Below are 24,087 nucleotides of genomic sequence, written 5' to 3'. Positions count from 1 at the left end.
CGGGCCAGGAACATTCGCCGGGCCGGGGCGTTCCCGGGGAAACACCGCTGGAGGACAAGACGATGGACGACGACCGGATCAGCCACCGCGCGCATCAGATCTGGGAGGCCGAAGGCCGCCCCGAGGGGCGCGACGCCGAACATTGGGCGCAGGCGCAGGAGGAACTTCGCCGGGAAGGCATCCTGGGCGACGACAGCCTGTCGGACCTGCCGGCCGACAGCGTGCCCGACGACACCAGCGATGCCGACGGCCGCATCATCGAGGCGGGCGAGGGCGGAACCGCCGGTGGTCTTGACGAGGCCGAGGAGGCGATCGTGTCGCCGCTTCATCCCGATGCGGGGGATCAGCGCTAGGCCGCGCCCGGCCGGGTCAGGCAGAGCCCGTTGATGCGAATGTCCTGGGCGGCGGGCCAACGCCCGCGCGCCCTTGGCCGTGCAGGACAAAGCCCATTCATCATGACCGGAAAAACGGCTTGCGCTGCGAGAGGGAATCCTCTCGCAGCGCAGTCGCATGTTAGAGAGGCCGCCAGCTGCGGCCTCAGGTCAGGACGCCGAACCCGGGCGACCCGACGACTGGCCGGCAGAGCCAGAGGTGGAGCCGGAGCCAGAACCCATGCCCGAACCCGAGCCTGAACCCTGGCCGCTTTCGCCGTCGCGGCCCTGACCGTGATCGTCGCGCAGTTCCTTCTGCGCGGCGGCAGTCACCTGCCCGGCGGCCGACTTGGCCTCGTCCAGACCGGCGGCCACGGCCCTTTGCACCTTGGCCTTCTCTTCCTCGTAGATGCTCTCGGCTTCGTGGAACAACTGGTCGCTGTAGCTGCCCAGCAGTTCGTCCTCTTGCCGTGTCCGCGGCAGCAGGCAGGCCAGGCCGGCGCCGATGGCGGCGGCTGCGACGCCGAAGAACAGCGGTTCGCTGTCATAGCCCTTCGACACCACGCGGCTGCGTTCGCGCAGGCGGCGCGAGGCGGTTTCCCGCGCTTCGAGCGCGCGGCGCCGGGCGTCATGGACGCGGCGGCGGGCTTCCTCGCTGAAGCCTTCGGTGCCCTCGCTCAGCCGGTCGTGAAGGCTGCTGGTGCTGCTGCCGACGCGGTCCCTCCAGCTCTGCGCCTTCTGGCGCAGCGTCTCGGACATCCCGCCCTGCCGGGACCCGCCGCCATAACTGCCGCCCGAGCCGTAGCCCGAACCGCTGTAGGACCCGCCACCCGAATGGGTGCCCGAACCGCTGTAGGATCCCCCGCCCGAACTGGTGCCCGAACCGGTGCCGGACGAAAGGCCCGAACGGTACTGGCTGCCGGTCTGGCTGCTGTCCCAGCCACCTTGTCCCGTGACGTTTGACGGCGAACCGCCCATGCTGCTGCTGCCGGATTTTGACATGTCGCTCCTCGAGGTGCTGACGGTATAGGGTTTGGATGGGCGGTCCCAGTCGCTGCTGCGGCGGTCGGAACGGTGCTCCATCGCGCTGTGTACGGGATCGTAGCCGCGCCCGAAGATCAGCCAGGCCAGCCCGACGCCCGTCAGCGCAAGCGCGACGGGGTTGGACCGCGCCGCCTCGCTGGCCGCGTTGGCCCAGTCCGAGCCGTTCTCGCGGAACTTGTCGGTCAGGCGGCGGGTAAAGGCGTCCAGCGACAGTTCTTCCTGAAGGTCGTTCAGCGTGCGCCGGAGGGCGTCCCGGTCCTGTTCGATCTCGCGTTCGAGGCGTTCGGGATTGTCGGACTCATTTGTCATTGTATGCCCCTTGATTGCCTGCGCGTCGCGCTGAACATTCTGGACCGTGCGCGTGGGCATCAGCGCTTCCGGCTTCAGGTCGTTCATGCCCTTGCGCAGCAGGATATAGGCCAGCACCGCCAGCACGACGCCGACGATGACCGCGCTCCAGATCGGGCCAAGCTCGGTTTCGGCAAGCGCAGCGACCAGGGCCGCCACCAGCACGTTGATGGTGACGATGGCGATGACCGCCGCGGCGACGATGAAGCCTATCGCCACGCCGGCCCGGTGGATGTTCTGGCTGACCTCGGCCCTGGCCAGGGCGATCTCCTTGCGGACAAGATCGCTCGACAGGCGGATCGCCTCGGAGGCCAGCGATGCCGGGCTGTGCGGCCGGGCGGGATCGTCCATGCGCCCGGTATCGGTCGAGTAATCAGCCATGCTGTCCTCCGGTCCCGCCCGAAGCGGGCGAAGTGCGAGAGGTCTGGCCCGGCGTGGTGCCGGCGGCGCCGCCGCGGCTTGTGGACTGGTCCGTAAGATCACCGCCAGCCTCGCTGCCCGCGCCACTGCTGCCGAGGCCGCTGCCCGAGGTGCCCGAGGTGCTGCCATAGCTGCCGCCGGAGGTTCCCGAGGCAGGCGAGGTGCCGCCCATGCCGCTGCCCGTGGAGCCAGTCCCCGATCCGCTGCCGCCGCTGCCGCCGGTCCCGGAGGTTCCCCTGCCGGCCATGCCGGTGCCCGAGGTTCCAGATCCGCTGCCCCCGGTGCCCATGCCGCTGCCACCGGACATGCCGCCCGACATCGTGCCGGCCTGTCCAGAACCGCCCGTCATGTTATCCGACCGGCCGTAGCCGGTCTGGCCCATGCCCGAGGAACCCTGGCCGTAGCCCTGGCCGCTGCGGCCGGCCATGCCCTGCCCCCGGCTGTCGGGCGCGCTGGCCAGCAGGAAGCGCGCCGCCGCGAAGCCGCTCAGGGCGCAGATGCCCAGAAACGCGCCCGGACGTTGGCGGGCGAAGCTGCGGATGCCCTGCATCATGTCCCGCGTGTCGGTCGTCCTGAGGTTCTCGGCCAGGTTGCCGACGCTGTCGGCGGCGTAGTCGAACACCCTGCCGATGCTGGACTGGGGGTCGATCTCGGACTTGGCCGAGCGCAGTGCCGAAGCCAGTTGGTCCGCCTGCTGCGAAAGGCTGCCGCGCACGCCTTCCTCGCGACGCGCGGCCTCGTGCTTCAGCGTGTCCGCGGCCTGGCTGACCTTCTGGCCTGCCTGCTCTTTGACGGTGTCCAGCGTGGACTTGTCGTGTCCTGCCGAAGCCTGGTGTTGGTCTGAATTCATGGGAAGCCTCCCGATCTAGAAATGTCGTTGCCGATGATACGGCCCGAACCTTGTCGTGGGGGCACAACGACGCACTTTCCCGATTGTTCCCACAGTGCTTTCGGCCGGACGGGCGGGGAACCGGGGGCGGCGGTGCGCGCGTTCCCCCCGGCAAGGCAAGGGACCTTGCCGGAAAGCCGGGACACCCGCCCCCGGCAGAACCGCACCGTCAGCAAGAGGACAGGCCATGTCACGACGTGACCGCAGCGTTTCGCGCACCGACCTGGGCACAAGCGCCGAAACGCCCACCAGCATCCCGGCCGCGGGGTGGAAGCAGATCCTGTGGCGGGTGAAGGACGAGATTTCGCGCGACCACATCTCGGTCGTGGCGGCGGGCATCGCCTTCTATGCGCTGGTCTCGATCTTTCCGGCCATCGCCGCCCTGGTGTCGGTGGCCGGGCTGTTCCTGGATCCCGCCGACATCGCCAGCCAGCTTGAAACCATCGTCGGGATGCTGCCCGAGGAAGCCGCCGGCATCCTGCGCGACCAGGTCCTGAAGGTGACAAGCGGCAGCCAGACCGGCACGGGCCTGGTGGCCGTGTTCGGCGTGGCCGTCGCCCTTTACGGCGCGATGAAGGGGGTCCTGACGCTGATCGAGGGGCTGAACATCGCCTATGACGAGGAGGAAAAGCGCGGCATCGTCCGGCTTTACCTGACCGCCCTGGTCATCACCTTCTGCGCCGTTCTGGGCACCGCCATAAGCCTGGGGATGGTGGTCCTTCTGCCCTCGCTGGTGGCTTTCGCGCAGTTGCCCTCGGCGCTTGAAAGCGCCATCACCATCCTGCGCTGGCCCCTGATGGCGGCGCTGGCGATGCTGGGGCTGGCCGCGATCTATCGCTTCGCGCCGTCCCGCGCCGAGCCCAAGTGGCGCTGGATCAGCATCGGCGCCGTGGTGGCGACGACGCTGTGGATCGCCGGCACGGTGGGCTTCTCGATCTATGTTCGCAACTTCGGCAGCTATACCGAAACCTACGGCGCCCTGGGAGGCGTGATCGTGCTGCTGACCTGGATGTGGCTGTCGGCCTATGTGATCCTGGCCGGGGCCGAACTGAACGCCGAGACCGAGCAGCAGACCGCCCGGGACACCACCAGCGGCGCGCCCCTGCCGATGGGCCGGCGCGAGGCGGTGAAGGCCGACACCCCGCCGCCCGGCCAGTCGGGCCGGTCCGAACCGGGCCGCGCCCGGCAGGGCCAGCGTGAGCGGGTCGCCAGGGGCGGCGGCGCCTCGCCCCGGACGGATCTGTTCCTGGCCATGCTGCTGATGGGAAGCGCCACCCGCAAGCTGCTGGGGCGCAAGCGCTGAGAGGCGGCAGAAGGCCGCAGAGGGCGGCTTGATCTTCGGCCGGGGTCGGGCTTACCTGCCGCCGGGCCATCATCGGCCCGGCAGGGGGACGGCGACATGACAGCCAGGGACGATTTCCGCTCGGACACGGTGACGCGGCCGGATGCTGCGATGCGGGCCGCGATGGCCTCGGCCGAGGTCGGGGACGCGGTCTACGAGGACTGCCCGACCACCAAACGGCTCGAGGACATGGCGGCCGAGCGCCTTGGCAAGGAAGCCGCGCTGTTCTTCCCGACCGGGACGCAGTCGAACCTGGCGGCGCTGATGGCCCATTGCGGCAGGGGCGACGAATACCTGGTCGGGCACATGGCCCATACCTTCCTTTATGAAGGGGGTGGCGCGGCGGTGCTGGGCTCGATCCAGCCGCAACCGCTGCCCAACGAAGCGGACGGCACCATCGCCCTGCCCGCGATCGAGGCGGCGATCAAGCCCGACGATTTCCACCACGCCCGCACCAGGCTTCTGACGCTGGAGAACACCTTCGGCGGGCTTGTGCTGGATCCCGCCTACCTTGAGGCCGCGACAGCGCTGGCCCGGCGGCACGGGCTGGGCACCCATCTGGACGGCGCCCGGCTGATGAACGCCGCCGTCGCCACCGGCCTGGGCGCCGATGCGCTGGCGCGGGGCTTCGACACGGTGTCGCTGTGCCTGTCCAAGGGGCTGGGCGCGCCCGTGGGCTCGGTCCTGGCCGGGCCGCGGGATCTGATCGGCGCCGCGCGCCGGCTGCGCAAGATGCTGGGCGGCGGGATGCGGCAGACGGGCATCCTGGCCGCCGCCGGCATCCACGCGCTTGAACACAACGTCGCGCGTCTGGCCGAGGATCATGCCCGTGCGGCGCGTCTGGCCGATGTCCTGGCCGCCTTTCCCGAACTGGGGGCGGGCGCGGCGCAGACGAACATGGTGTTCATGACCCCGGTTTCCGCCGACGTCGAGGCCTTCAGGCGGTTTCTGGCCGACCGCGGCATCGTCGTCGGCGGCCGCTATGGCAGCCTGCGGTGGGTGACGCATCTGGATGTCGACGATGCCTCGGTCGAACGGGTCCGCGCGGCCTGCGAGGATTACTTCCTGGCGTCCGGGGCGCGGGCGGCGGGCGCAGCCGTCCGGGTCGGATGACCTCTTGAACGGCTGACCGCCGGTCCTAGATCAGCTTGTGCCGGGTGCCGCAGGCCGGATGCCGCGGCGTCCGTCGGCAGAAGAACTTGTATCCATGTTGCTCGGAGGAGGATGTGGCTATGAGAACCGCTTTCGACGTCATCCCCCTGTCCGGGTCCGTCGTGGCCGCCGTTCCCGATGCCGCCGGGCCTTGGCCTGGAACCAGCAGCACGCGGCCGTGACATGGACAGGAAAACGCAGTTCAACATCGGATACTGGGTCGCCGCCTTCTTCGCGCTGGCGGGGTTCCAGTATCTTTATACCGCCGCCACTCAGGTGGCGCAGATCCCCTACAGCCAGTTCACGACCTATCTCGAACAGGGCCGGATCGCGCAGGTGGCGGTCTCGGACCGCTTCATCCAGGGAAGCTTCACCGAACCGGTCGACGGGCGGCAGATGTTCGTGACGACGCGGGTCGAACCCGACCTGGCGCGCGAGCTTCAGGAACACGGGGTGACCGTTACCGGCCAGATCGAGAGCACCTTCCTGCGCGACCTGCTGTCGTGGATCGTGCCCGTCCTTCTATTCGTCGGCATCTGGATGTTCGCGCTCAGGCGGATGGGGGCGGGTCTTGGCGGCGGGCTGATGCAGATCGGCCGGTCCAGGGCCAAGGTCTATGTCCAGGCGGATACCGGGGTCACCTTCGCGGATGTCGCCGGCGTGGACGAGGCCAAGGACGAACTGAAGGAGATCGTCGATTTCCTCAGGGACCCCCAGGGCTACGGGCGCCTGGGCGGGCGGATGCCCAAGGGCATCCTGCTGGTGGGCCCCCCGGGGACCGGCAAGACCCTGCTTGCCAGGGCGGTGGCCGGTGAGGCGGCGGTGCCGTTCTTCTCGATCTCGGGCTCGGACTTCGTGGAGATGTTCGTGGGCGTGGGGGCCGCGCGGGTGCGCGACCTCTTCGAGCAGGCGCGCGCCAAGGCGCCGGCCATCATCTTCATCGACGAACTTGACGCGGTGGGCCGCGCCCGCGGCATCGGGCCGATGGGCGGCCACGACGAGAAGGAGCAGACGCTCAACCAACTTCTCGTCGAACTTGACGGCTTCGATTCCTCGACGGGCCTGGTGCTGCTGGCCGCGACCAACCGCCCCGAGATCCTCGACCCGGCCCTGCTGCGGGCGGGGCGCTTCGACCGTCAGGTGCTGGTGGACCGTCCCGACAGGCAGGGCCGGGTGCAGATCCTGAACGTCCACCTGAAGAAGGCCAGGGTCGCCCCCGAGGCCAGCCCCGAGAAGATCGCGGCCCTGACCCCCGGCTTCACGGGGGCGGACCTTGCCAACCTGGTCAACGAGGCGGCCCTGCTTGCCACCCGCCGCGGGGCGGCGGCGGTGATGATGGAGGATTTCAACAACGCCGTCGAACGCATCGTGGCCGGCCTCGAAAAACGCAACCGCCTGCTGAACCCGCGCGAGCGCGAGATCGTCGCCTATCACGAGATGGGGCACGCGCTGGTGGCGATGGCGCTGCCGGGCGTCGATCCGGTCCACAAGGTCTCGATCATCCCGCGCGGCATCGGCGCGCTGGGCTACACGATCCAGCGGCCGACCGAGGACCGCTTCCTGATGACCCTCGAGGAACTGGAGAACAAGATGGCGGTGCTTCTTGGCGGGCGCGCCGCGGAACGGATCGTGTTCGGCCACCTGTCCACCGGAGCAGCGGACGATCTGGCCAGGGTCACCGACATCGCCCGCGCGATGGTCACGCGCTACGGCATGTCGGGAAAGCTGGGGCATGTCGCGCTGGAAAAGAGCCCGCGGTCTTTCCTGGGCTCCGAACAGGCCTCCTACGCCCCCCAGGATCGCAGCTATTCCGACGAGACGGCCGCGGCGATCGACGAGGAAGTGCGCCGGATCGTCGATGCGGCTTTCGCCCGGACCGTCGATCTGCTGACACAACGCCGGGATCTGCTGGAACGCACGGCGCGCCGGCTGCTGGAGAAGGAAACCCTCGACGAAGCCGAGATACGCGGGCTTCTGGACCAGTCCCAGGCGTCCGCCCCCGCCCGGGACAGCGGACACGCCGCCTGACGCACGGAACAGGCGCTTGTCGGCGGGCGGCGCGCCTTGCCAGGGCAGCCCAGGCGCCGGGTGGGCGCCTTCACTCGGCTGCCGCCAGGGCCAGCAGCCCGTCCCACCGCATCCCGAGGGGCCGACGAAGACGACGAACTCGCCCTCGGGAATATCCTTGAGACGCCGTGGGTCACGTCCACCGCCCCGTAGTTCTTCTTCACGTCGCCCAAGGTGACACGGCCCATGCACGCCGTCCTCCCGTAGCCCCAAGGAAGAACCGGACTTGCCGCACAAGCCCACGATGACCGAAATTGCTATCGCCTGCGGGGTTTCGCAGGCCACGGTCTCGCTTGTCCTGAACAACGCGCCGGGCACGCCCATTTCGCCCCGCACCCGCGACAAGGTGCTGAAAATGGCGATGGAACTTGGTTATAAGGTGCCGCATAGGGCCCCCGGCCGGCGGCCGATGATCGCCATGCTGATCAATGACGTCATCAGTTCGCCCCATGTCGCGGGCCTGATTCACGGCGTTGCCGATGCCGCCAACGAAGCCGGGTTTCTGGTCAATGTCCTGCCCACCAGCGGGGACGAAGCCGAACGGTCCGCCATCACCTTTCTGTCATCGGTGCCTGTGGCCGGGGTAATCTACGCCCGGCTCGTCACGCAAGAGGTGGTGCTGCCGCCCCGCCTGACGGACTGGCCGTGCATGCTTCTGAACTGCTACGTGGACCGCGACCTGGTTCCCTCGGTCGTTCCGGGGGACCAGGCGGCGGGGCTGACCGCGGTCCTGTCCCTTCTCGATGCCGGCCACCGCCGCATCGCCTTCATCGGCGGCGAGGACAGCATCGAAGCCTCCCGCGAACGGCTCAAGGGCTACCGGCGGGCGCTGGCCACGCGCGACATGCCCTGCGACCCGGCGCTTGTGGTCAAGGGCGGCTTGACGATCTCGGACGGCTAGACGGCGCTGAAGCGGCTTCTTGCCTTTCCCGATCCGCCCAGGGCCGTCTTCTGCTTCTGCGACCGCAACGCCGTCGGGATCTACAATGCCGCGGCCGAAGCAGGGCTTGTCGTCGGCCGCGACATCTCGGTGATCGGCTTCGACAACGAGGCCTACACCGCTGACATGCTGCCGCCCTTGACGACGATGGAACTGCCGCACGCCGACATGGCCCGCCATGCCGTCGAGGAACTGGTGACGATGATCACCCAGCAGAAGCCGCCCTCGCGGCCGACGCGGCTCAAGTTCGACTGCCAGATGATCCAGCGCGCCTCGGTCGCAGCGCCCGTCCGCCGCCGCGCCACCGCCTGAACCGACCGGCCCTGAGCGGCTGCCTGGCCCGTGCCGCGCCGGTTTGCATCACCCTGAGCACGTCATCCTGGCGCGGTTCGCGCCGCAAGACCGTCGTCACGGGGCGGCCCTTGATGGCCATGACGCTTGACAGGCCCCCCGAAAGATGACCTCATGTGCGCATATGTGAATTATGTTCATCATGACGAACTTCGGGCGCCACCACCGGCTCTTCAGCCGTGGAGGAGGGAGGAACCGATGGACTACCGCATGACAGACGACCAGAACGCGATCCGCGCGTCGGTGATGGATCTCTGCCGCAGGTTTCCGCCGACCTACTGGCGCGAAAGGGACACCAAGGGCGGGTTCCCCGAGGACTTCTATCGCGCATTTGCCGACAGCGGCTGGCTGGGCATCGCCATGCCGCAGGACTACGGCGGCGCGGGGCTGGGCATTACGGAAGCTGCCGTGATGATGCAGGCGATCGGCGAATGCGGCGGCGGTCTGAGCGCCTGTTCGGCCATCCACATGAACATCTTCGGCCTGTCGCCGGTGGTGGCCTTCGGCACCGACGAGCAGAAGCGGCGGATGCTGACCCCGCTGATCCGCGGTGAGACCAAGGCCTGCTTTGCGGTTACGGAACCGACGACAGGGCTCAACACCACCAAGCTGAAGACCCGCGCGGTGCGCAAGGGCGACACCTATTACATCAGCGGCCAGAAGGTCTGGATCTCGACGGCCCAGGTCGCCGACCACATGCTCATCATCGCCCGCACCACCCCGGCCGAGGAGTGCCGCAGTCCGACCGACGGGCTGAGCCTGTTCTACACCGGACTCGACCGCGACTACATGCAGATCCGCGAGATCGACAAGATGGGGCGCAAGGCCGTCGACTCCAACGAGATCTTCATCGAGAACCTGCCGGTTCCGGCCGCAGACCTGATCGGCGAGGAGGGCAAGGGATTCCGGCAGATCCTGTTCGGGATGAACGCCGAACGCGTGCTGGTGTCGGCGGAATGCGTCGGGATCGGCCGCTATGCGCTGCAGCGCGCGGCGAAATACGCCACTGAGCGTGTCGTCTTCGATCGTCCCATCGGCCAGAACCAGGGCATCCAGCATCCGCTGGCCCGCGCCTGGATCCAGCTCGAGGCCGCTAACCTGATGATGTTCCAGGCGGCAACCCAGTATGACCGCAACGAGCCCTGCGGGATCGAGGCCAATTCGGCCAAGCTGCTGGCGTCAGAGGCCGCCTTCTTTGCGTGCGAACGGGCGGTCCTGACCCATGGCGGCTTCGGCTACGCCAAGGAATTCGATGTCGAGCGGCTGCTGCGCGAGGTGATGATCCTGCGCATCGCCCCGATCTCGACCGAACTCATCCTGAGCAACATCGCTGAGAAGCAACTCGGTCTGCCCAAGTCCTACTGACGTCGAGGCCCACGCCGCCCGGCCTCGATGACCACGGAAGGAACGCCCCGATGACCTGCGGGCGGCAATCCCGCCGGAGAGGAGAGACCCGATGAACTTCCCCCTGAAACAAGCCGCCATTACCCTGTTCGCCGGACTGGCCGCTGCCCCCGCCGGGGCGCAGGACAGGATCGAACTCAAGATCGCCCACCCCTTTCCCGAGACGCATTACCTGGTCGAGCACGGGCTTGACCTGTGGACGGCCGATCTGGAGGAGGAGTTCGGCGACCGCATCGACTTCACGCTCTATCCCGCCCAGCAGTTGGGCAAGTCCGCGGAATTGCTGGACATCGCCTCGAACGGGGTTGCGGATCTGGTGCTGACGGCGACCTCGTATCACCCTGCGCAGCTTACCGTGTCGGGAGTGGCCGAACTGCCGGGCCTCTTCACCGACATCTGCGCGGCCAGCCGTGCCTCGATGGAGCTTTCCGCGCCAGGGGGGCTTTTCGAAACGGTGGACTTTTCCCCCAACGGGGTGCGCGCGATCTATAACGTCAGCCTGCCCATCTACAACCTCGTGACCGGCACCAAGAAGGTCGAGACGCTGGAGGATGTTGCCGGTCTGAAGTTGCGGACCACGGGCGCCGCGATGGACATGACGGCACGGGCTCTGGGCGCGGCGGCGGTGCGGATGCCGTCGGCCGAGGTGTTCCAGGCCGCGCAGCGCGGCACCATCGACGGGGCGCTCTATCTCTATAACGGGATGCCGCCCTATGACCTGCAGACGGTCTTCAAGCACAGCACCGAAGGCGTCAGCATGGGATCCACCCATCTTGTGCTGCTGATGAATGCCGAACGGTACGACGCCCTGCCCCCCGAGATCCAGGAGGCCTTCCTCCGCCACGGGGCCGCTGCGGCCGAGGCGAACTGCCGCTGGATGGCCGACAACGAACTGACGGTGCGCGACAAGATGGTGGCCGAGAGCGGCCTGGTGGTGACCACGCTTTCGCCCGAAGAGGTGGCGCGCTGGACCGAGCGCACTTCGGCCGTTGCCTCGGAATGGGTCGCGACGATAGGCGGCCAGGGCAAGCCCGCGCAAGAGGCGCTGGATGCCTATACCGAAGCCCTTGCCCGTCTGGCGAAATGACCAGCAGCGCGGCCGACCGCCTTGGCGCGTGCAAGGCCGCCGCGCTGTCCGCCCTTGATCCCGGAGGTCCGACATGACCGCACTTCCCGCCGCCGCGACGCGCCCGATCCGCTCGTTCCTGTTTGTGCCGGGCCACCGCGAAGCCTGGGTTGCGCGCGCCGCGTCGCACGGGGCGGATGCGGTGATCCTCGACCTCGAGGACAGCGTGCCGGCCGAACACAAGTCGGCGGCCCGGGACCTGGTGGCAAGCCGGATCAAGGACCTGTCGGCCAGCGGCCAGCGTGTCTATGTCCGCATCAACCGCTCACCCGCCATGTACGACTTCGAGGACGTCATGGCGGTCGCCCGCGCGGGGCTTGAGGGCCTCGTGCTGTCCAAGCCCGTCGGTCCCGAGGATATGGATGTCGCCGCAGCCCTGGCCGGCGAGGCCGAATTGCGCAACGGCCTGCCCCTGGGGTCGATTGCCTTGGCGCCGACGCTGGAAACCGCGCGCTCGATGCAACTCTGCTGGCAGATCGCCCAGCACCCGCGCGTCAACCTGATCTGCGGCGCCAGCGCCAAGAACGGCGATTCCGCCCGGGCCCTGGGCATCGACTGGAGCCCCGAGGGAACCGAAACAGTGTACATGTGGCAGCGCACGGTGATGGCGGCGCGGGCCGCCGGCAAGCTGCCGATCGGCGGGCTGTGGCAGGATGTCCACGATCTGGAGGGGTTGGCGGCCTATGCCCGGCGCAACCGCGCCCACGGCTTCACGGGCGAGATGATCCTCCACCCCTCGAACGTCGCGGTGGTCAACCGCGCCTATACCCCGACCGAGGCCGAACTGCGCTATTTCCGCGGCATGATCGCCGCCTATGACGAAGCCACCGCCCGCGGCATCGGCGCGGTGATCTACGAGGGCGATCACATCGACCTTGCCCATGTCCAGACCGCGCGCCAGGCCGTCGCCCTGGCCGAGGCCGCCACCATTGCCAGCACGGAGGACGCGCGATGACTGCAACAGTATCAGGGAAATACTACGAGGAACTTGAGCCGGGGCAGGTTTACCGCCACGCCATCACCCGCACCGTGACCGAAACCGACAACCTGCTGTTCTCGGCGCTGACCTACAACGCGCAGCCGCTGCATCTGGATGACGAGTTCTGCAAGACCACGCCCTATGGCAGGCGGCTGGTCAACAGCATCTTCACCCTGGGCCTGGTTGTGGGCGTCGGCGTCGGCGACCTGACGCTTGGGACGACGCTGGGCAATCTGGGCTTCGGAGAGATCACCTTTCCCAAGCCGGTGTTCATCGGCGACACGCTGCGCTCTGAAACCGAGATCACCGGGCGCCGGGAATCGAAGAAGAACCCCAACGCCGGGATCGTCCATTTCGAGACCCGCGGCTTCAACCAGCGGGGCGAGATGGTCGTCAAGGTCGCCCGCGTGGGGCTGATGATGAAGCGCCCCCCGAGGTCGGACCTGCGCAGGACGCCGCAGCCGCCGGGGCGGCATAGGAAAGGCCCCCGCGATGGCATGGCTGCGGACCCTGACCCGGGGCCTCGACGGGATCGAGAGGATCGCGATTGCCGGCGCCGCGCTTTGCGTCCTGGCGACGATGCTGGTGGTGTCGGTCGACGTGGTGATGCGCTATTTCTTTCGCCACCCGCTGGGCTGGGTCTACGACTTCGTTTCGAACTATCTGATGGTCGGCGCCTTCTTTCTGGCGGTGTCCGAGACCTTCTGCCACGGCGGGCATGTGGCGGTCGACCTGTTCCGCAACATGCTGCGTCCGGGCTGGCGGCGGCGGCTTGACGCCGTCTGCGCGCTGCTGGCGATCCCGGTCCTGCTGGCGATGATCGTCACGGGCTGGAGCGCGACCGAACGCGCCTTCGTGCGGGGCGAGGTGATCCCGGGCGTGGTATCCTGGCCGATGTGGGCAAGCTATGTCTTCGTCCCGCTGGGGATCGGCCTGCTGCTGCTGCGGGTCCTGGCGCATTTCATGGACCTTGCCGCCGGCGGGCCGGGCCATGTGCCCGAGACGACGGCGCATCTGGACCCACCACGGCCGGCCGGCCTTCGGGCAGGGGAAAGGCCGTGATCGCGGTCGGGGGAAGCCTGCTGCTGGTGCTGCTGCTTGGGGCCGGGATGCCGGTGGCCTTCGCCATGGCCGTGTCCGGGGCGGCAGGACTTTTCGCGGTGGGCGGCCTGGATCTGGTGATGGGCATGGTCAAGTCCTCGACCCTCTCCTCGGTCAGTTCCTATGAACTCATCACCATCCCGATGTTCATCCTGATGGCCGAATTCATCATCGTCTCGCACATCGCTGACGAGTTGTTCGACGCCACCGCGGTCTGGGTCGGGCGGGTGCCCGGGGGCCTGGGCGTGGCCACTGTGCTGGCGGGGGCGATGTTCGGCGCGATCTCGGGATCGTCCACGGCATCGGCGGCGACGCTGTCCTCGACCTCGCTGCCGGCGATGATGCGGCAAGGTTATTCACTGCGCACCGCCGGGGCGCTGGTGTCGATCACCGGAACGCTGGCGATCCTGATCCCGCCGTCGATCGCGCTGGTCATCTATGGCATCGTCGCCGATGTCAGCATCGGCAAGCTGCTGATAGCCGGGGTCATCCCCGGCCTACTGGCGACGGCGGCCCTGTGCGTGCTGGTGGTCGGCATGTCGATCCGCCGGCCCGACAAGGTGCCGCCGGGCCGACCGCGCAGCTGGGCCGAGAAGATCGCCGTGCTGCGGGTCACGCTGCCGATGCTGATCCTGTTCGCAGCCGTGACCGGAGTGCTTTACGCCGGCATCGCCACCCCGACCGAGGCCGCCGCCGTCGGTGCGCTGGTGGCCATGATCCTGGCCGCGGTCCAGGGGCGGCTGACGCTGCGCGGGGTCGGGCTGGCCCTGGTCAACGCGGCGCGCGTCAGTTGCATGATCGCCTTCATCATCCTGGGGGCGCATATCTTCGGTTACTTCTTCACGCTGACGCAGGCCACCAGTTCCGTGGTGGGCTGGGTGGGCGGACTGGACGTTCACCCCTATCTGGTGATGCTGGTGATCCTTGTGATCTACCTGATCCTGGGCTGCTTCCTGGATCAGGTGGCGATCCTGATCCTGACAGTGCCGGTCATGCTGCCGATCGTCACCGGCCTGGGCTTCGATCCGATCTGGTTCGGGGTGCTGGTGGTGATGGCGGCCGAGATCGGGATGATCACCCCGCCGATGGGCATCAACGTGTTCGTGGTGGCACGCTATACCCGCCACCCGGTCCACGAGATCTTCGCCGGGATCATGCCCTTCTTCTTCGTCATGCTGGCGCTGGTGGTGGTTCTGGGACTGCTGCCCGAAATTGTGCTTTGGCTGCCCGGCCGGATGGCCAATTGAGGGCGAGGGAGGAAGGACAAGACCGATGCCCGATCCCGTTTCGACCCCGTCGCGCCCCGGCAGCGCCGAATCCTGGCAGCCGCTTGCCGGGCTGCGGGTGGCCGATTTCTCGGCGCTGCTGCCGGGTCCTGCGGCGGGTGCGATCCTGGCGGATTTGGGCGCCGAGGTCGTCAAGATCGAGCCGAAATCGGGCGAAGGCGTGCGCCATCGTCCGGTGCTGGCGCCGATCTTGCACGCGGCCAACCGCGGCAAGTCAGGCCTTGCGCTGGATCTCAAGCACCCGGACGCCGCCCGCGTGGTGGCCGCACTTGCCCGATGGGCCGACATCGCCCTGGAAAGCTTTCGCCCGGGGGTCGCCGCCCGGCTGGGCATCGACCATGCCGCCCTGTCCAAGGCGAACCAGGCCATCATCACCTGTTCGGTATCCGGCTATGGCCAGGCCGGGCCCTGGCGGGATCTGCCCGGTCACGACCTGAACTTCCTGGCGGCAGGGGGGCCTTCGCCTTTTCCGGCCACTGGACCGGGCGTCCGCGACGCTCTGGCCTGCCGGTGGCCGATCTGCTGGGCATGGGCAACGCGGTGATTGCCATCCTGGCCGCCCTTCACGAACGCGAGCGGCGAGGCAGGGGCATGGCGCTGGACGTATCGCTGATGGAGGCCGTGCTGTTCGGCGTCTCGATGCGCCACGGGCTTGACCGCGACCGCGTGGTGCCGGATTCGCCCTACCCGACGAACGATCTGTTCGTTGCAGCCGACGGCCGCGAGATCGCCTTGGGCGTCGGGTCGGAAGAACGCTTGTGGGACAATTTCCGCGCGGCGATGGCGCCCGACCTGCCGATGATCCTCGAAGCGCGCTTCGACACCGACGCCGGGCGGCGCGCGCATGGCGACGACCTGTTCGCCGCCCTGACGCGGGCCATTGCGCGGCGTCCTGCGGCTGAGTGGATGGCCCGCTTCGAAGCCGCAGACGTGCCCGCCAGCCAGTGCCTGTTCCCGGCCGAGGCCGTGCAGACACCCCATGTCCGCGCCCGCGGCTTCGTCCGGACTGTCGGCGGCCGTGCGGTCTCGGTCTTTCCGGCGATGGCTGACGGACGTGCGCCGGCCATAGGCGGGCCCGCGCCGCAGGCGGGTGCAGACAGCCGCGAGGTTCTGGCCAGCCTGGGTTTTTCCGCAGCCGAGGTCGAGGCGCTGGTTGCCGGCGGCGCGGTTGCCGCCCCCGCCTTGCCAGAGGAGCATCGAGATGACCGGGCTTCTTGACGGGATGCGGATCCTCGATCTGACCATCATGGGCACCGGCCCCTATGCCACGCAGATGCTGGCCGAGATGGGCGCCGCAGTCATCAAGCTGGAAAGCCCCGAGGGCGATCCGATCCGCAATGTCGGCCCCGCCCGCCACCCGCACATGGGTGCGGTGTTCCTGGCGCTGGGGCGCGGCAAGCGCAGTATTGCCTTGGACCTGCGGCAGGCGGCGGCGCGTCCGGTGCTGCAGCGGCTGGTGGCGCGAAGCGACGTGGTCATCCACAACATGCGCGACCCGGCGGCGCAACGGCTGGGCCTGACCTTTGCGGATCTGCGGGCGATCAATCCCGGCATCGTCTTCTGCTCGATCCTGGGCTTCGACCGGGGCGGCCCCTATTCGGACCGGCCCGCCTATGACGACCTGATCCAGGGTCTGGTGGCACTGCCCGACCTGCTGGAGCGCGCCGGCGGGCCCCCGCCTATGTGCCGCTGGCTTTGGCCGACCGGATCGCCGGGCTTTTCGCGGCGCAGGCTGTGCTGGCCGGCCTGCTTGCGCAACGGCGCAGCGGCGAGGCCCAGAGCGTCGTCGTGCCGATGTTCGAGGCCTTGGCCGGCTTCGTGCTGGGGGATCATCTCTATGGCGCGGCCTTCGTTCCGCCCGAGGGCCCGATAGGCTACGTCCGCCATCTCAACCCCCACCGCCGTCCGTTCCGCACCGCGGACGGGCTGATCGGCGTGATCCCCTATACCGACCGCCAGTGGCAGGCGCTGTTCGTGGCCATCGGCCAGCCGCAACTGGCCGAGGATCCGCGTTTTGCCCGACTTCATGCCCGCACCCGCAACATTGCCGAACTCTACCGGATCCTCGGCCGCCACCTCGCGGGCCGAACCACCGCCGAATGGCTGGAGATCTTCGAGGCCGCAGACATCCCCGCCATGCGCACCAACCGGCTGGACGGGCTTCTTGACGATCCGCAGCTTCGCGCCACCGGCTTTGCCAGCGAAGTCGCCCATCCGTCCGAAGGCACGCTTCTGCGGCCGAAGGGCGCGGTGCGGCGTGACGAGGCGCCCCAGTCCGCGCCCTGCGAAGCCCCCCGGCTGGGCGAACACGGCGCCGAGGTGCTGCGCGAGGCCGGGCTTTCCGAGGCGGAGATCGGCGCCCTGATGCGATCGGGGGTGCTGCACCTGCCCCAGACCGCCACAGACAGCAAAGGACAGGCAGGATGAGCGACACCGGACAGGGCGGCACCGGCGGATTTGTCTGGGATCCGCCCGCGGAACTGGCCCGGGCCAGCAACCTGCGCGCCTTCATGGACGAACACGGCATCCAGGACTATGCGGGCCTGCTGGCCCGCGCCGAGGCCGAACCGGACTGGTTCTGGAACGCCATCGCCAGCCGGCTGCACTTCTTCAGCCCCTATCGGCAGGTGCTGGACCTGTCGCGCGGCGCACCCTTTGCACGCTGGTGCGTGGGCGGCACCACCAACGCCGTCGCAAGCTGCATCGAACGGCACCGCGACACCCCCACCTGGGGCCGCGAGGCGCTGGTCTGGGAAGGCGAGGACGGCGAGGTGCGGCGGCTGACCTATGGGGCGCTTTCCGAACGGACTGACGCCCTGGCCGCGGCGCTGCTGCGCGAGGGCTGCGCCCGGGGCGAGGTGGTGGGCCTGTTCCTGCCCAACATCCCCGAGGCGATCATCGCCTTCTTTGCGGTGGCCAAGATCGGCGCGGTGGCCCTGCCGATGTTCTCGGGCTTCGGGGCGGCGGCACTGGCCAGCCGGCTGGCCGATGCCGGGGCGCGCTTCGTCATCACCGCGGACGGAACCTGGCGGCGCGGCGCGCTGGTGCCGCTCAAGGCGACGCTTGACGAGGCAGCCCCCGACCTGCGCCGCGTCATCGTGGTGCGCCATGCCGGCTGCGCGGTGGCGATGCAGGCCCCCCGCGACCTGTGGCTGGACGAGATCGCCGCACCGCCCGACGCCCCTGTTCCCACGGCCCGGATGGACGCCGAGGCGCCGCTGATGCTGATGTACACATCGGGCACCACCGGCAAGCCCAAGGGCACGGTCCACAGCCATTGCGGCTTCGTGGCCAAGATGGCGCTGGACATGGGCCTGATGATGGACGTGAAGCCCGCCGACCGCATCCTCTGGCTCAGCGACATGGGTTGGCTGGTGGGGCCGCTTCTGGCGGTGGGCACGACGCTGCACGGTGCCGCCATGCTGATCGCCGAGGGTGGGCCCGACTATCCCGATGCCGGGCGCATGTGGCGCCTGGTGGACAGCCACGCCATCAGCTTCCTGGGCATGGCGCCGACCATGGCGCGCAGCTTCATCCGCAGCGGCGGCGGCGGGATCGAAGACTACAGCCTGGCGTCGCTGCGCATCGTCGCCTCGACCGGAGAGCCCTGGACGCCCGAGGCCTGGAACTGGACCTTCGACAAGGTCTGCCGCAGGCGGGTGCCGATCATCAACTATTCGGGCGGCACCGAGATCGGCGGCGGGATCCTGTCGGGCAACGTGCTTGCGCCGATGAAGCCCTGCGCCTTCAGCGGCCCGATCCCAGGCATGGGCGCGGCGGTCGTGGATCTTGAAGGGCGCCCTGTGCCCGCCGGCGAAACCGGCGAACTGGTGCTGCGCCGGCCCTCGATCGGGCTGACCCGCAGCCTCTGGCAGGACGATGACCGTTACCTGCAATCCTACTGGACGGCGATCCCCGGGGTCTGGCACCAGGGCGACCGCGCCCGCATCGACGCCGACGGCGCCTGGTTCATCATCGGCCGATCCGACGACACGCTGAAGATCGCCGGCAAACGCACCGGCCCGTCCGAGATCGAAGGCCTGCTGACCGGCACCGGCAAGGTCGCCGAGGCTGCCGCCATCGGCCTGCCCGACCCGGTCAAGGGGCAGGCGGTAGGGTGTCTGGTGACGCTGATCCGTGGTCAGCAATGGGGGCCAGCCCTCGCGCAAGAACTGGAGAGCGCGGTTGTGGCGGGCCTCGGGGCGCCGTTCCGGCCGCGCTTCATCCTGCCGGTGTCGGATCTGCCCAAGACCCGCAACATGAAGATCATGCGCCGCGTGGTGCGCGCGGCGTGTCTGGGCGAACCTGCGGGCGACCTGTCGTCCCTGGTCAACCCCGAGGTGGTCGAGGAAATCCGTGCCGCAGCGCGCGGACTGTGAGGAAGCGATGGACAACGACAGCGAAGGGCAGGCAACGGCGCCGGCGACAGTGGCGGCAGGCGGCCCCGCCCGCTTCGACGCGCTGGCCGGCATCACCGTTCTCGACCTCTCGAAGGTGCTGGCGGGGCCGATCTGCGCGCAGTATCTGGGCGACATGGGGGCCGATGTCATCAAGATCGAGCCTCTGGGCACGGGCGACGATACCCGATCCTGGCCGCCCTTCCTGGGCGAGGAGAGCGCGATCTTTCTCAGCACCAACAAGAACAAGCGCAGCATTGCGCTTGATCTCAAGCGGCCCGAGGGGCTGGCCGTCCTGCACCGCATGGTGGCGCAGAGCGACGTGGTGATCGAGAGCTACCGCACCGGCGTGGCACCCCGGCTGGGGATCGACCATGCGTCGCTGTCGCGGCTTCGGCCGGGTCTGGTGCATGCTTCGATCTCGGGCTTTGGGCGCAGCGGTCCGCTGGCCGACTTGCCGGGCTACGACATGATGGTGCAGGCCTTCAGCGGGATCATGAGCCTGACGGGCGAAAAGGGCGGCGCACCGGTCCGCATCCCGATCTCGCCGCTGGATCAGACCACCGCCGTCCACACGGCGCTGGCGATTGTCGCTGCCTTGCGCCGGCGCGACCTGACCGGCGAAGGCGCGGCGATCGAAACCTCGCTCTATGAAACCGCGCTGGCCTTCCTGGGCTATATCGCCCAGTCGTACTGGGCCACCGGCAAGGCCCCCAGCCCTTCGGCTCGGGCCACGAGTCGCTCTGTCCGTATCAGGCCTTTGCCGCCTCGGACGGATGGATCCTGATCGCCGTGGGCAGCGACAAGGTCTGGCGCGCCTTTGCCCCGGCGGTGGGGCTTGAGGCGATGCGCGACGATCCCCGCTTCGCCACGAACCAGGCTCGCGTCGCCCGGTTCGACGAGACGGTGGCCGCCGTCGCTGCGGCCCTGGCCACGCGCGGGGTGGCCGAGTGGTGCGGGATCCTGCGCGCGGCGGGGGTTCCACATTCGCCGATCAATTCGCTGGGCCAGAGCCTGGCCCAGCCGCACGTCGCCGAACGCGGGATGGTGGCTTCGATCCCTCACAGCACCGTTGGCAAGGTGCCGGCGATGGCCATCCCGATCCTGGTGCAGGGCTGCGACCGTTCGCCACGGCGCGCCGCCCCGACCCTGGGGGAACACGGCGCCGAGGTTCTGCGCCGCTTCGGCTTGGCCGACGGCGAGGTTGCGGCGCTGAAGGCGGCGGGCGTGATCGGAAGCGGCCCTGCCGCCCCGGCCGGCCGCGACAGCGACACGGCTTGACGCGGGCGCCGTGGCATGTGCCTTTGCGGCGGTCATACGGGTTTGGGAAAAGCGATGGCGACATCCTCGGAAAGCGAGCCGGCAGCCGATCGCAGCCGCGACGGTCCCCTGTCGCTGCTGCGCACGCTGAAAATCCTTGAACATGTGGCCGCCCAAGAGGAAGCGATGCCCCTTGCCCGCCTCAGCGAGGCGCTGGAACTGCCCAAGAGCAGCCTGCTGGGGCTGCTGCGGGCGCTGACCCAGAATCGGTATCTTGTCCAGGAAGGGGGCGCTACGCGTTGGGACCGGCGGCGCACCGGCTGGCGGTGTCGATCCTGCCGGGCTTCTCGTTGACGCGCCTGGCGCGCCCGGTGTTGCGCTCGCTGGCGGAAAGCAGCGGCGAGACGGCGCTTCTGGGGTTGCTGGACCCAGCGACCGACCGGATGGTCTATGTCGAGATCTGCGAAAGCGACCGGGTGGTGCGCTACGTCGTTCCCGTCGGCACCAGCCGGCCGCTGTATTGCACGGCCGGCGGGCGGGTGCTTCTGGCCTGGCAAGGCGACGAATGGCTCGAGGATTATCTGCTGCGCATGGCCGCTTCGCCCGAACCGCTTGTCCCGCCCCTCAGGGCGGAAGCGGTGCGCGCCGCCGTGGCGAAGGTGCGGCGCGAGGGCCTTTCCGCCACGCAGGGCGACTTCCTGGCCGAGGTCGCGGGGGTGGCCGCGCCGGTTCTGGACCGCGAGGGGGCAATCGCGGGGGCGATGATGCTGGGCATTCCCATCGAGCGAAGCCGCGCCAACATGGAGAGGCTGAGCGGGATGGTGCGCCATGCCGCTGCGCTGCTCTCGCAGGATCTGGGCTTTTCGGCCGCACCCGGACCCGCAGGCCCAGTACAGGAGTACAGCGCCTCGTAAACTTTCGCCACCGGGGCCCCACAAGGGACATGGCCTGTTCGATAACGGCCTGCAGGCTCGCGCCGGCGGAAGCGGGGCGGCGTCCCGACCCGGACCAATGGTCTGACCCGGCTTCTGCCCGATCAGGGCTTGTGCGGACAGCCGGGCGTGTCCGATCCAGCAGATGAAGAAGTGCCGGAAGACCGCCGCAGCCGTCTGCCGCGCGGTAACCGTTCGGAGAGGCACGCTCCTCTTTGGTGTTAGCGGGTCGGCCAATCCTAATCCGATGGCCATTGGCCGCCGTGTCGGTTGCCCGAAGTCGCCTCGGCGCAAGATAATCAGGGTCAAGGATCTTCGTGCCGAACGGGTGCCGCGCGCGCGCAAACAGAAGGGGAAGCACAGATGCCGACGATCGATGGTTCCATCAGCGAATGGTCATCCAATACGCGGCTGGACACGGCGGCGACCGGAACGGCCGGCTACGGCCTCTGGGGCATGGCCGAGGCCAACTCCCTGTATTTCGCGATGTCGGCCGACAGCGTGCCGATCGGCGACAACACCACCCTGTGGCTGGACACCGATCTTGACCGCGCCACCGGCTATCAGATCTGGGGATGGGCCGGCGGGGCGGAATACCATGTCGAACTTGCGGCCGACGGCTCGGCGCGGCTTTATTCGGGCGGCCCCGAACAGACGCTGGTGGCTGAACTGGAGGAAGCCCGCAGCACCGACGGGCGCATCCTCGAGTTCCGCATCGATCGCGGCCTGCTGGCCGGGGCTCCTGCCGCCGTGCGGGTCTATGCCGATGTCAACGACGCGGCCTTCTTGCCGAACTCCTACGCGACGGCGAACTTCATCGTCGGCAGCCAGCCGGTGGTGCAGGCCGGGGGCAAGACCCTTGACGGCAGCCTGACCGACTGGGCGGCGTCCACCCGTCTTGACACCGCGGCGACTGGCGCGGCCGGCTATGCCCTTTACGGCGACCTGCAGGGCGGCACCTATACCTTCGCGATCGACAGCGACGCCGTTCAGGTGGGCGCGAACACGACGATCTGGCTGGACACCGACCGCAACGGAGCGACCGGATACCAGGTCTGGGGATGGGCCGTCGGGGCCGAATACAACATCAACATCGGCGCCGACGGCGTGGCGCGGCTGTATTCGGGCGCGGCGGGACAGACCTTGGTCGCGGATCTCGCCTATGCCCGCAGCGCCGACGGCACGACGATGGAATTCGCGGTCGATCAGGCGCTTCTGGGGGGCTCGGCCTCGACCCGGGTCTTTGCCGACGTCAATGACACGGCCTTCCTTCCAAACAGCTATGCCACGGCCAATTTCGTCGTGGGCTCTCGGCCCCCCGCCGTCGTGGGAGGCGTCACGCTGGACGGCTCGCTTGCCGAATGGGTGGCCGGCACCGTGCTGGCGACGCAGGCGGGCCATGAATTGCGGGGCCAGCTTGTCCAGGATGCCGCCGGCGACAGCTACATCCTGGCCGTGGCCTCGGACGGCGCGGCGATCGGCGCCAACACCACCATCTGGCTGGACACCGACCTGAACGCCGCGACGGGCTACTTGATCTGGGGCTGGGCCGGCGGGGCGGAATACAACATAAACATCACCGCCGACGGTCAGGCGAAGCTGTATTCCGGGGCGGCCGGGGGCACCTTCGTGGCCGACCTGGCCTTCGGCCGCAGCGCCGACGGCACGGGCTTCGAGATCGCCGTGCCCAAAAGCCTTCTGGCGGGAAGCCCGGCCCAGCTGCGGGTGCTGGCCGATGTCAACGACACGGTCTTCCTGCCCGGAGACTATGCCAGCGCGAACCTTGTCGTCGGTGCACCGCCGCCACCGGCCCCCGTGGACGCGCCCCAATCGCGCATCGCCATCGTCTATTCGGAAACCACGGCCGCCAACTTCTATGACAAGACGGCCTATGGCCAGCTGTTCATGGCGGCCCAGAACCAGGCCATGCAGGCGGGCGTTCCCTTCGATCTGCTGAACGAATCCGACCTTCTGGATCCTGCGGCCCTGGCCGGATACGATGCGATCGTCTTTCCCGGCCTCTCGCACGTCAAGGGATCCCAGGTCTCGGCCATCGCGTCGTCCCTGGCGACGGCCGTGCAGAACTACGGCGTCGGCCTGATCGCCGCGGGCAACTTCCTGACCAATGACGAAACCGGAGCTGCGATCGCCGGCGATTCCTATGCCCGCATGAAATCGCTGCTGGGCGTCACGCTGGAAGGCTTCGGCGCGACCAGCGGGATCACGCTGGAAGCGACGGGCGCCGCCAATCCCATGCTGGACGGTTACGCCGCCAATCAGGTCGTCGGCCAGTACGGCAACATCTCCTACCTCGACTTCATGGACGTGACCGGCCGGGGGCAGGTCCTGTTCCAACAGGTCGTCACGGGCGGCACTCGCGATGCCGTCATCGCCACCCAGACCACGGGGCGCAACGTCCATTTCGCCACCGACGCGATCATGGGCAACAACAACATCCTGGGCGAGGCGATCGACTGGGTGCTGCAGGACAATGCGCCGGACGTGTCCCTGCTGATGACGCGCAACACGTCGCTGTTCTATTCGCGCAACGACATGGACCAGTCGCAAGAGGTCGAGGACGTCCAGATCCGAGAGCCCGGCATCTACGATGCGATGTTGCCCATCATCGAGAAATGGTACGCCGATTACGGGTTCGTCGGGTCCTACTACATCAACAT

The 24,087-nt window shown here is 68.5% G+C and carries 16 protein-coding genes and 5 pseudogenes; 19 read left to right on the top strand and 2 right to left on the bottom strand.

The genetic code is table 11. The features are described from left to right. The first annotated feature begins 62 nt into the window (after nt 1–62). Entirely contained in the window at nt 63–353 is a 291-nt protein-coding gene (locus ACZ1HC_RS15555; protein WP_472700885.1) for a DUF2934 domain-containing protein, read from the top strand. Between the two features lie 189 nt (nt 354–542). Here ACZ1HC_RS15555 and ACZ1HC_RS15550 read toward each other — a convergent pair whose 3' ends face one another. After that, complete coding sequence (locus ACZ1HC_RS15550; protein WP_472700884.1) at nt 543–2,144, bottom strand: phage holin family protein; 1,602 nt, start codon at nt 2,142–2,144, stop codon at nt 543–545. Then, entirely contained in the window at nt 2,137–3,033 is an 897-nt protein-coding gene (locus ACZ1HC_RS15545; RefSeq protein WP_472700883.1) for a hypothetical protein, read from the bottom strand. Before ACZ1HC_RS15545 ends, ACZ1HC_RS15550 begins: the two co-directional genes overlap by 8 nt. 226 nt (nt 3,034–3,259) lie before the next feature. Between ACZ1HC_RS15545 and ACZ1HC_RS15540 the strand changes: the two genes are divergently transcribed. The 18 genes and pseudogenes from ACZ1HC_RS15540 to ACZ1HC_RS15455 all read left to right on the top strand — a co-directional run. Beyond that, nucleotides 3,260–4,375: a YihY/virulence factor BrkB family protein gene (locus ACZ1HC_RS15540; protein WP_472700882.1), complete on the top strand. Its 1,116-nt coding sequence runs from the start codon at nt 3,260–3,262 to the stop codon at nt 4,373–4,375. Between the two features lie 96 nt (nt 4,376–4,471). Next, nucleotides 4,472–5,527, top strand: a complete 1,056-nt coding sequence (ltaE, locus tag ACZ1HC_RS15535) for a low-specificity L-threonine aldolase (protein ID WP_472700881.1) — start codon at nt 4,472–4,474, stop codon at nt 5,525–5,527. Nucleotides 5,528–5,749: 222 nt separating this feature from the next. Beyond that, nucleotides 5,750–7,594, top strand: coding sequence for an ATP-dependent zinc metalloprotease FtsH (gene ftsH, locus ACZ1HC_RS15530; protein WP_472700880.1), 1,845 nt, complete (start codon nt 5,750–5,752; stop codon nt 7,592–7,594). Nucleotides 7,595–7,877: 283 nt separating this feature from the next. Next, entirely contained in the window at nt 7,878–8,534 is a 657-nt protein-coding gene (locus tag ACZ1HC_RS15525; protein WP_472700879.1) for a LacI family DNA-binding transcriptional regulator, read from the top strand. Between the two features lie 6 nt (nt 8,535–8,540). Continuing rightward, nucleotides 8,541–8,885: a substrate-binding domain-containing protein gene (locus ACZ1HC_RS15520; RefSeq protein ID WP_472700978.1), complete on the top strand. Its 345-nt coding sequence runs from the start codon at nt 8,541–8,543 to the stop codon at nt 8,883–8,885. Between the two features lie 249 nt (nt 8,886–9,134). Continuing rightward, entirely contained in the window at nt 9,135–10,289 is a 1,155-nt protein-coding gene (locus ACZ1HC_RS15515) for an acyl-CoA dehydrogenase family protein (RefSeq protein ID WP_472700878.1), read from the top strand. Between the two features lie 91 nt (nt 10,290–10,380). Beyond that, nucleotides 10,381–11,415, top strand: a complete 1,035-nt coding sequence (locus tag ACZ1HC_RS15510; RefSeq protein ID WP_472700877.1) for a TRAP transporter substrate-binding protein — start codon at nt 10,381–10,383, stop codon at nt 11,413–11,415. A gap of 73 nt (nt 11,416–11,488) precedes the next feature. Beyond that, nucleotides 11,489–12,409 (top strand): HpcH/HpaI aldolase/citrate lyase family protein, encoded by a 921-nt coding sequence (locus ACZ1HC_RS15505; protein WP_472700876.1) that lies wholly within the window; start codon nt 11,489–11,491, stop codon nt 12,407–12,409. Further along, a pseudogene (locus tag ACZ1HC_RS15500) lies at nt 12,406–12,807 on the top strand (MaoC family dehydratase); the annotation flags it as partial. The gene ACZ1HC_RS15505 and the pseudogene ACZ1HC_RS15500, both read left to right, overlap by 4 nt. 118 nt (nt 12,808–12,925) lie before the next feature. Then, nucleotides 12,926–13,495, top strand: coding sequence for a TRAP transporter small permease subunit (locus tag ACZ1HC_RS15495; RefSeq protein ID WP_472700875.1), 570 nt, complete (start codon nt 12,926–12,928; stop codon nt 13,493–13,495). Then, nucleotides 13,492–14,781, top strand: a complete 1,290-nt coding sequence (locus ACZ1HC_RS15490) for a TRAP transporter large permease (protein ID WP_472700874.1) — start codon at nt 13,492–13,494, stop codon at nt 14,779–14,781. The genes ACZ1HC_RS15495 and ACZ1HC_RS15490 overlap by 4 nt, the downstream gene beginning before the upstream one ends. 25 nt (nt 14,782–14,806) lie before the next feature. Further along, a pseudogene (locus tag ACZ1HC_RS15485) lies at nt 14,807–16,038 on the top strand (CaiB/BaiF CoA transferase family protein). After that, nucleotides 16,022–17,247: pseudogene (locus tag ACZ1HC_RS15480) on the top strand (CaiB/BaiF CoA transferase family protein). Before ACZ1HC_RS15485 ends, ACZ1HC_RS15480 begins: the two co-directional pseudogenes overlap by 17 nt. After that, entirely contained in the window at nt 17,244–19,199 is a 1,956-nt protein-coding gene (locus tag ACZ1HC_RS15475; protein ID WP_472700873.1) for an AMP-binding protein, read from the top strand. The pseudogene ACZ1HC_RS15480 and the gene ACZ1HC_RS15475 overlap by 4 nt, the downstream one beginning before the upstream one ends. Before the next feature lie 7 nt (nt 19,200–19,206). Continuing rightward, nucleotides 19,207–20,498 (top strand): annotated as a pseudogene (locus tag ACZ1HC_RS15470) (CaiB/BaiF CoA transferase family protein). A 54-nt stretch (nt 20,499–20,552) separates the two neighbouring features. Then, nucleotides 20,553–20,831, top strand: a complete 279-nt coding sequence (locus tag ACZ1HC_RS15465) for a helix-turn-helix domain-containing protein (protein ID WP_472700872.1) — start codon at nt 20,553–20,555, stop codon at nt 20,829–20,831. Then, complete coding sequence (locus ACZ1HC_RS15460) at nt 20,777–21,391, top strand: IclR family transcriptional regulator (protein WP_472700871.1); 615 nt, start codon at nt 20,777–20,779, stop codon at nt 21,389–21,391. Before ACZ1HC_RS15465 ends, ACZ1HC_RS15460 begins: the two co-directional genes overlap by 55 nt. A gap of 381 nt (nt 21,392–21,772) precedes the next feature. After that, nucleotides 21,773–24,087 (top strand): annotated as a pseudogene (locus ACZ1HC_RS15455) (hypothetical protein); the annotation flags it as partial.

Source organism: Paracoccus sp. BR5-17, from assembly GCF_055693925.1.
Note: the sequence above shows the minus strand (reverse complement) of the source record. Positions and strands in the feature narration are given on the sequence as shown.

Bases quoted from the DNA above. Each gene is read 5' to 3' on its own strand.
- ACZ1HC_RS15555 (WP_472700885.1), top strand. From the start codon at position 63: ATGGACGACGACCGGATCAGCCACCGCGCGCATCAGATCTGGGAGGCC.
- ACZ1HC_RS15550 (WP_472700884.1), bottom strand. From the start codon at position 2,144: ATGGCTGATTACTCGACCGATACCGGGCGCATGGACGATCCCGCCCGG.
- ACZ1HC_RS15545 (WP_472700883.1), bottom strand. From the start codon at position 3,033: ATGAATTCAGACCAACACCAGGCTTCGGCAGGACACGACAAGTCCACG.
- ACZ1HC_RS15540 (WP_472700882.1), top strand. From the start codon at position 3,260: ATGTCACGACGTGACCGCAGCGTTTCGCGCACCGACCTGGGCACAAGC.
- ltaE (WP_472700881.1), top strand. From the start codon at position 4,472: ATGACAGCCAGGGACGATTTCCGCTCGGACACGGTGACGCGGCCGGAT.
- ftsH (WP_472700880.1), top strand. From the start codon at position 5,750: ATGGACAGGAAAACGCAGTTCAACATCGGATACTGGGTCGCCGCCTTC.
- ACZ1HC_RS15525 (WP_472700879.1), top strand. From the start codon at position 7,878: ATGACCGAAATTGCTATCGCCTGCGGGGTTTCGCAGGCCACGGTCTCG.
- ACZ1HC_RS15515 (WP_472700878.1), top strand. From the start codon at position 9,135: ATGACAGACGACCAGAACGCGATCCGCGCGTCGGTGATGGATCTCTGC.
- ACZ1HC_RS15510 (WP_472700877.1), top strand. From the start codon at position 10,381: ATGAACTTCCCCCTGAAACAAGCCGCCATTACCCTGTTCGCCGGACTG.
- ACZ1HC_RS15505 (WP_472700876.1), top strand. From the start codon at position 11,489: ATGACCGCACTTCCCGCCGCCGCGACGCGCCCGATCCGCTCGTTCCTG.
- ACZ1HC_RS15495 (WP_472700875.1), top strand. From the start codon at position 12,926: ATGGCATGGCTGCGGACCCTGACCCGGGGCCTCGACGGGATCGAGAGG.
- ACZ1HC_RS15475 (WP_472700873.1), top strand. From the start codon at position 17,244: ATGAGCGACACCGGACAGGGCGGCACCGGCGGATTTGTCTGGGATCCG.
- ACZ1HC_RS15465 (WP_472700872.1), top strand. From the start codon at position 20,553: ATGGCGACATCCTCGGAAAGCGAGCCGGCAGCCGATCGCAGCCGCGAC.